The following is a 6075-nucleotide window of genomic DNA, read 5'->3' on the forward strand; positions in this document are numbered from 1 at the left end:
TCACGGTCGCCGCTGCCATCGCCGCGCGTGCGCTCATCATCGGTCGCTGCCTTTCTCGTGATCAGCCGCCACGCCCCGGAGGAGCAGGTCGGCCGTGGCCCGGAATCCGAGATCCTGCGTTCCCTGCCCAACGTCGGCCTCGAGGCGGACCTCCCGACGACCGGGGCTGTCGAGCGAAAGTGTCGCGAGCTTCCATTCGACCGGCTGGCCCGTGAGGCGCGGCGACGAGCGCTCGTCGTCGGCAAGCGTCACAGTGCAGAACGTGGCCGGGCGCGGCGTACCCCCTGCCAGATCCAGCGCCTCGAGCACCAGCGCCGCCGTCACCCCGGCCTCGTTGACGACCTCGACGAGCACCGTCCGCGGTCGGCCGACGACGAGGTCGCCGATCGGTGTGACGGCATGGAGCTTGACGCGCGACTCGGGATTGATGTGCACCCGCAGGGAGACGACTCCCGCGACCGCGCCGCCGAGCGCTTCGACGCTCTTGGCCTTCGCGACCCGCGTGCGGGCGTCGCCGGCGGGCGGACCGAGCCCGTCGAGGAGCCCGAGGAGGCGGTCGCGGGCCCCCGCCGCGCCGTCATCGTCTACGGCCGGCCCGTCGCCCCGGGTGACACCCGCCAGCAGCCCGGCCGCCACCAGCGCGGCGACGAACGACGAGGTGCGGTTCCGCGCGGCCATCGGTGATCCCCCGGCGCGGCAGTCTCCCGCACCCAGGCCGGCCGGTCAACGACGCGGCCCACGGCCGGGGAACCGACCGTGGGCCACGTGGAGAACGAGGGGTCACTGCCCACCGGGTCGTGCCGGCGCCCGTGAGCCTCGCACATCACCCGAGCGAACCAGGCTCAGTACTCGCCGTTGGCGATGTCGCCCCCCTTGGCAGTCAGCAGCGCGGCGAACACGTCGGCGCTGACCTGCTCGGAGACGAAGCGCCCCGAACCGTCAGCCATGCACACGACCATGCCGCCCGGATGAAACGAATAGGGCTCGCTGTCGTTATTGCAGGTCATGATGCACCGTCCCGTTCCACTCGACCCGTTGATCGCCCCGGTCGTGGCGTCGGTCCCGTCCATCGATCCCGAGGCACCGTCCGGGTCGGTCCACCCGAATCCCTCGGGCCGCGGAAGCGCGGAATTCTGATTGCGCTTCAGCAGATGGAAGTCGGGGCGCGCCGCATCCTCCATGATCATGATCGTCTGGCTGAGGCCGTCGCTGATCTCCGCGACGCGGGTCGCGCGACCGAGCACCAACGGACCTTCCTGATCGGCGGTCCCACCGGGATTCGTCAGACCGTTGGCCGTGTAGAAGCGGTGCCGGAGGCGATGCATGACGATGTAATCGAGCGGCCCCATCACCTTGCCATCGACCGCCGTCCCGGTGCCTGCCGCCGCACGCCGCGAAGATCCCGCCGTCGACGGGCAGACGAACAGCGGGATCACGGTGGTGCCAGCGGTGACGTTCACACCGGCATTCCAAGCGACGGTCTTGTCGTAGAGCCTCGACAGGCTCCCCTCCTCGAAGTAATCGAGCACGACGACCGGCCACGCCATTACCGACGCAGGGGTCGTCTTCGCCGGCGGACGCGAGCTGGGGAGCTTGCCGGTGGCCGAGAGGTAGTTGTGGAGCGACAGGCCGATCTGCCGCATGTTGTTGAGGCAACTCGAGCGCCGCGCCGCCTCGCGCGCCGCCTGAACCGCCGGGAGGAGCATCCCGACGAGCGTGCCGATGATGGCGATGACGACGAGCAGTTCAACGAGCGTGAATCCGGTCCGTGTCCGCCGTATGATTCGTGTGCGTTCAGGGGTCTGCCAGTCCATGCCACCCTCTCCTGTGAGCCGACGGCCGTCCGGGCTCGTCGCCCCGGGCATCCGTCGGCGGGTTCGCGCGCCGCGGGCCCCGTGCCCACGGCAACGCCCGGCGCGTGCCGGGCATGGGCAAAGGAGAGGCCAGCCACGTGAGCCGTTGGTGAGGACGACGGCCGCACGCGCGCGCAATCCGCGCGCGGCCTCATCGCCCGCTCACACGGCGCTCGCGCGATCCTCACACGCCCCTTGCGCGATGCTCACGATCGCGTCGCCGCGGCTCGTGAATTACGGCTCAGACGCCGCGCGGCACGGCCCAGTGGCCGTCGCGGTAGGCGCGGCGGAGCAGCGCTCCGGCCTCGGCATCGCCGACGACCTGCTCGGCCGCAGGGTCGAACCGGAGCGTCCGGCGGAGGCTGCAGGCGATGTTGCCCAGATGGACGAGGACAGCCGAGCGGTGCCCCTCCTCGATGTCGGCATGGGCCCGATCGCCCGGGGCGCCGGCCGTGGCCCCGCGGCGGATGCAGTCGAGGAAGTCGTCGTGGTGGGGGCCGATGTCGACGTTGCCCTTCTCCTCCTCGACGAGTTTGTTGCGCTCGCCGTAGAGCTGCCAGCCGGTCCGCTTGCCGAGCACGAGCATCCCCTTGGTGCCGTAAAACGCGTTGCCGTTCTCGTGCCCCTCCTGGACATACGGCGACCAGTCGCGCTGCTCGAAGACCAACTGGCGGCGCCGGCCATCGGCCCCGGGCCACTCCCACACACAGTACTGCGTGTCGGGAAACTGCTGGTCGTCGTCGAAGAAGTATTTCCCGCCGAGACCGGCGACGGCATCCGGATGGGTATCGACGCCGAGGCCCCAGCGGGCGATGTCGATCTCGTGGACACCGTCGTTGCCGATGTCGCCGCAGCCGAAGCCGCGCCAGAAGCGCCACACGCCCGGAAGCAGGTTCTTCTGATAGGGCTGCCAGGCGGCCGGGCCGACCCAGTGGTCGTAGTGGAGCGTGGCCGGGGGATCGCTCGGCATGGCATGGCCGATCGACCCGCGCCGCTGGCTGTTCCACGCCTTGGCCACGAGCACCTCGCCGATCGCCCCGGCCCGGAGCCGCTCGATGGCGCTGCGGATCAGGGGGGCGCTGCGGCTCTGCGTGCCGACCTGCATCACGACGTTGTTGCGCCGCGCCGCGTCGATCATCAGCCGCCCCTCGCGCACGTTGTGAGCGCAGGGCTTCTCGACATACACGTGCTTCCCGGCGTCGGCGGCGAGGATCGCCGCCGGGCCATGCCAGTGGTCGGGGGTCGCGATCCAGACTGCCGCCAGCGCGCGGTCGGCGAGCGTCTCGCGGAGATCGGCCGTGGCGTGCGGATCAGGCGCACCCGAATCGGTGACGATCTTCCGCGCCGCTGCGAGCCGCTCGGCATCGACGTCGCAGAGGTGCGAAACGCGCACGTCGCCGCGCTTCACGAGCCGCTCGAGGTGGCCACGTCCCATCCCCCCACAGCCGACCAGGGCGACGGCCAGCGGCGCGTCTGCCGCCGCCACGGCACCGGTCGCTAGCGCCGAGGCCGCCACCGCCGCGCCTCCCCGGATCATGTCACGCCGCGTGCTCGCCATGGATCGGTTCCTCGACAGGGTTCGGAGCCGCTCACGCTGCCCCGGCAGTCCCGAGCGGCTCGAGGGCCGTGACATGCAGCGTCGAAACAAGGACGAGGCGCGAAGGCGTGCCGTCGTCGTCTGCCCGGGCGACGGCGATTTCCGTCTTCGTCACCACCGCCATCTCCGGATGCCGGACATCGTAGGTTTCACCACTGCTGGTCACGATGCGAAACGGCTGAAACGGCCGAACGGCAAGCCGACTGCGAATCGCTTCAAACGTCATCAGGACCTCCTCTTTCCGCTGCCCCATCGGCGGAATCAATACTTTTGTTCACTACTCGCGATCATAGCCCCCGCCCAATGAGCGGGCAACCGTTTTGCCCCCGCGCCCTGACCGCTCGTGGAGCCACATCGCCCCGAGGGCCGCTGCCGTGAGGAGATGCCACAGGGCGTGTCCTTGGACGATCGTATCGGGGCCGGTGAACCGGCGGGCGACGTCGAGCTGCCGGCAGGCCACCGCGGCGACGAGCATCACCAGTGCGGCGACGAACCAGCCGGCCTGATGGCGCCCCGGTGCGACCATGTGCTCGGCCAACGCCACGAGGCCCACCGCGAGGATCAGCGTCGCCAGGACGGTCGTCGCCGACATCGACCACTTGTAGCGATACAACAGCCCCTCGGCCACGACCATCGCGCCGACGAGCACCGTCCACGTCGGCACCGCGCCGACACGCCGCGGCAGCCCGCGTGCGGCGCCCAGGCACACGATCGCCAGCAGCGGCGGATACTGGGCCGAGACGTCGAGGCGCTGACCGAGGCGCGTGAGCGACGCATGGAACAGGCCACTCATCAACCCGAGCCAGACCATCGCGACGGCGAATGACAGCGTCAGCGCGGTATCGGTTCGGTCCGGCCTCTCATCGATGTCGGACATCCCGGCCATCTCGCCGCGGCCACAACGCCGATCCGCGATTGCCAGCGCCCCCGCATACAGTCCCACGAGGACATAGGCGAGGTTCGAGTAGGTGTTGGCACGCGTGCGGATCGTGCGTTCCCGCTCGATCCGCTCGCCATAGCCCGGTCGGTCGAGCTCGTGACTCGGCTCCCAGCCGCCCCACGGCTGGCGCCCGTCGAACCGGCCCGCAACCACTGCCACCACCACGCCGAAAAGCAGCGTGCCGCCCCAGGCGAACAGATGGCCGCGCGGCGAAATGGCACGGTCTCCAGGTCGCATCGCCGCACCATTCGCGGGGTCATCACACTGGGAAGTCAGCGACCGGACCGGCGGCGGCCGCCGCGGCGCACCGACCACAGGCAGATCACCGCCCCGACGGCGAGGCCGAGCGTCGTCGGCTCGGGCACCGGCGCGAATGTCGCCGCCAACGTCCTCCCGAGAAGCTCCTTGCCATAGGTGTTGGCATGGATCACGTCGCGGAAGTAAGCGTCGTAGACGGTGGAGTCGACGTGCCGCGATCCGAGCGTGCCCCCCTGGGCGAGGATCATGTACTCGCCCCAGACCCCCATCGTGTCGAGAAATCCGACCCCTTTCTCGTTCGCGATCCGGAGGAGATTCGACCGGTAGTCACCCTCGAAGGGCGCGAGCGGATCGAGTTGGTCGGTCGGGCACCAGGCCTTGTTCCACGCCGCCGAACCGGGCACCAGGCCAGGGTCGCCGCGGACGTTGCCGATCACGGCGGGATTCCCCGCCAGCGTGCTGCTCCACGGCCCGTATCCAAATGCCCCGGTCGTGAGCAGGATGTCGGGCGTATGGCCGAGTTGGTCGTGGACGCTCGACGACCGGAGCTTGTCGATCACGTCGCGGATCGCCTGGTACCCGGCAGCCGTGGCCGGAGTGCTGATCCCGCCGATGACGACGACGTCGGGACGCTGATCGATCACCGCCTCGTTGAACTTGAGCGTGCCGCCGGCGGCAGTGCTGCTGACGAACGGATAGGTGGCGTTGAGCGGGTTCCACTTGTCGATCCCCGCCCCGCCACCGACGGCGGTCACGACATCCACCCGCGCACCGGGTCGCGACCGCTCCACGAGCACGTCGAACGCCGAGTTCGCCATGTCGTTGACGATGCTGTCGCCGAGCATCACCATCGTCACCGCTTGCCCGCCGGCCAGACGCCCGTCGGTCCGTGGCAGCGTCGCGAACCGGTCGGCGGCCGCGGTGAACGGCAGCGCCGGCGCGGCCGCCAGCGAGGCAGCGCGTGGTCGGGCGGCCCAGACGGCGTCGGACCAATCGGCCACCGCGCCACGATCGCTCACCCGCGCCACGCGGACATCGTCGATCGACAGCGTGCCGCCGGTGTCGCCGTGGAAACGGACGCTCGCGGCGGTCGCATTCCGCTGCACGCGCGAATAGAGCGTCTGTTCCTGCCAGCCGGCAGCCGTCGCCAGGCTGGAGCGATAGTCGTCGGCGATCAGATCCTGGCCGGTCGGTCCGGGCGACTGCGGATTGAAGTTCCACGTTGCCGCCGGATTCATCGACACCGTCGAGACCATGCCGGCAAATCCGGTCGGCGCCGTGGCGAGCGTGGTGCGGTAGGAAACCTCGAGGTACTCCAAACTCGACACGGCGAACGACGGGCTCCGCCACGACTGCCCGGAGCTCATGTCGAGGTAGCCAGCGGCATTCCACCCCGGTCCCCCGGTGCCCGACAACGTCCATCCGGG

6 protein-coding genes are annotated in these 6075 nt (G+C 70.0%); all 6 read right to left on the bottom strand.

Annotated features, from left to right (window positions below; all coding sequences use genetic code 11):
* Positions 1 to 36: 36 nt before the first annotated feature.
* The 6 genes from FJ309_12510 to FJ309_12535 all read right to left on the bottom strand — a co-directional run bounded on the left by FJ309_12510 (position 37) and on the right by FJ309_12535 (position 6015).
* Positions 37 to 678, bottom strand: a complete 642-nt coding sequence (locus tag FJ309_12510; protein MBM3955419.1) for a hypothetical protein — start codon at positions 676 to 678, stop codon at positions 37 to 39.
* A gap of 164 nt (positions 679 to 842) precedes the next feature.
* Positions 843 to 1865: a DUF1559 domain-containing protein gene (locus FJ309_12515; protein MBM3955420.1), complete on the bottom strand. Its 1023-nt coding sequence runs from the start codon at positions 1863 to 1865 to the stop codon at positions 843 to 845.
* A 229-nt stretch (positions 1866 to 2094) separates the two neighbouring features.
* A complete protein-coding gene (locus FJ309_12520; GenBank protein ID MBM3955421.1) occupies positions 2095 to 3486 on the bottom strand; it encodes a Gfo/Idh/MocA family oxidoreductase in 1392 nt (463 codons plus the stop codon).
* The gene (locus FJ309_12525; GenBank protein ID MBM3955422.1) at positions 3443 to 3676 is read right to left on the bottom strand and encodes a hypothetical protein; all 234 of its coding nucleotides are present in this window, start codon (positions 3674 to 3676) and stop codon (positions 3443 to 3445) included. Before FJ309_12525 ends, FJ309_12520 begins: the two co-directional genes overlap by 44 nt.
* Before the next feature lie 51 nt (positions 3677 to 3727).
* Entirely contained in the window at positions 3728 to 4627 is a 900-nt protein-coding gene (locus FJ309_12530; protein ID MBM3955423.1) for a hypothetical protein, read from the bottom strand.
* Between the two features lie 35 nt (positions 4628 to 4662).
* A complete protein-coding gene (locus tag FJ309_12535; protein ID MBM3955424.1) occupies positions 4663 to 6015 on the bottom strand; it encodes a hypothetical protein in 1353 nt (450 codons plus the stop codon).
* Positions 6016 to 6075: the final 60 nt, after the last annotated feature.

Source organism: Planctomycetota bacterium (assembly GCA_016872555.1).
Taxonomy (GTDB): domain Bacteria; phylum Planctomycetota; class Planctomycetia; order Pirellulales; family UBA1268; genus F1-20-MAGs016.